Origin of the sequence: Uliginosibacterium sp. sgz301328, from assembly GCF_041807905.1 — a bacterium.
In the GTDB taxonomy this organism is placed as follows: domain Bacteria; phylum Pseudomonadota; class Gammaproteobacteria; order Burkholderiales; family Rhodocyclaceae; genus JBGVSA01.
Genome location: NZ_JBGVSA010000064.1, coordinates 1 through 1,930 on the forward strand (window position 1 = coordinate 1; position 1,930 = coordinate 1,930).

The window sequence follows — 1,930 nt, forward strand, 5'->3', positions numbered from 1 at the left end:
CGGTGCGTCCAGTAGCCGCCCAGCGAGTACGCATCCATCGAGGTCGAACCGGCGCGCCCGCCGTAGACACCTTCGACATCAGCGTCGATGCGACCGAAGCCGCCGTAGACGCCCACCACGTCGTTCTTCTTGCGCAGCACGTCGGAGCCGACCTGGACACCCGCGAGGTTGAAGTCGTACGAGGGGCCATCCTTCTCGAAGTGGGAGAGGCGCTCTTGCGGGTCGTTGCCACCGCGTCCGGCGCTGCCGGTCTCGCCAAAGGTGCGCGCCCAACTGGTGCGTCCCTCGGCACCCGGAACCCCTTCACCGATGCGGTCGTGGTAGGTGCCCAGCATCGCCAGGCCCATGCGGTTGGCCAGCGCGGGCACGACCGTGGACACGGCGACTTCATCGCGATAGTTCGGCAGTTCCGGCGTCGGCTCGCCCGGCGTGGGCGGTGTGACTTCGCCGGGGTCGGGCTCGCCCGGAGTGGGCGGCGTGACTTCGCCCGGATCGGGTTCGCCGGGGGAGGGGGGTGTGACTTCCTCCGGCTCGTAGGTCGAGCGCAGGTACCAGTCACCGGCATAGCTGCCGTCGCGTCCGCCCGCGTACAAGGTGTAGTTGTACGCGCCGGCCGAGATGCGGCCTTCCTGCGTGAAGGCATCGGTGCTGGCGTTGGCCGCATCGATCAGCGCGATCCCATTGCCGGTGGTCATCGCCCCGAGGCCGCCCGCGTTGTTCACCGCCACGCGGGTGCTGCCAGTCACCGCACCGGTGATCGCCAGCGTATCGGTCGGCGAATCATCCGCCCCCAGTTGCGTGTTCATGACGAGCAGGCCGTTGTTGCCCGTGTAGTCGCCATCGATTGTCAGCTTGTGGCCGGCGTTACTCCAATCCCAGGCAATCGTGCCTGCATTGGTGACGGCCCCCGCAATGGTGCCCCCTTGCGCATGCTGCAGGGTCGAGCCCAGGTCGACCAGCACGTCCCCCGTGACCGACAACGAGGCAGGACTCTTGACGGTCGAGGCGTTGGTGATCACCAGACCTTGGAGCGAGCCATCCGGGTTGCTCCCCGTGCCCGTCGTCAGCGTGCCATCGGCGAGTGTCACCGCTGCGCCGTCGACCGTGACGGTCTGCCAGTTCAGCAGGTTGGCGCCTGTCACCGTCTGGGTCGTGCCAACGAAGTTCAGCTTGTTGGTGCCTGCGTCCGGGTTGCCGAGAACGTCGTTTGTGTAGCCATAAAGGTCACCGCCATTCAGGATGGCCGAGGTCCCTCCGATGTCGGCGTTGCCGATGATCGTCAACGTGTCGTTGCCATCGCCCAGTAGCACCGACCCACCCACTTTCGAGCCGCTCTCGAGCGTGACCGACGCGTCGCTGGCTGTGTCGCTGATGGCAACTCCCGAGGCGGCGGACACGTCGGCTCCACTCCTCAGGGTGAGCGCCACGGATGATCCCGTGCTGCCATTCGACGTAATGCCGGCGCCAGCATCGCCGATGACCGTTCCCGCCACCGTGATATGGGTCGCACCCGCGTCTTCGCGGGAGGCATTGATGCCCGAATCGGTACCACTGATCGTGCCACCACTCTGCGTGATCGTCAGATCGGCGGGGGAGGACAGAGGAGAGGAGATGGAAGCAATAACGCCATGGCCATTCGTGGCGACGACGTCGCCTGCGAGGCGGATATCTGTCGCGCCGGTGCCTATGTTATTCACGTATACGCCGGAGGAGAGCCCAGTGATGGTGCCGCCGCTCTGCGTCACGGTCACGTCCGTGGCGTCTCGATTGTTGCTGCCGGCGAATACGCCAACGTTTCCGGAGACGTCTCCTGCGACGTTTACCGTCGTGGCCCCTGTGCCGTCGTTCATGGCACTGATGCCATATGGCAAGCCGGAGATGGTTCCGCTGGTTTGCGTCACGGTCAGGTCCGTTGCCGACCGGCTGTTAT

At 65.7% G+C, this 1,930-nt stretch carries 1 protein-coding gene; it reads right to left on the minus strand.

Annotated elements, in window-relative coordinates; all coding sequences use genetic code 11:
* The coding region (locus ACDA63_RS20080) for an autotransporter outer membrane beta-barrel domain-containing protein (RefSeq protein ID WP_373665081.1) at positions 1 to 1,901 on the minus strand (1,901 nt) is incomplete at its 3' end.
* Between the last annotated feature and the right edge of the window lie 29 nt (positions 1,902 to 1,930).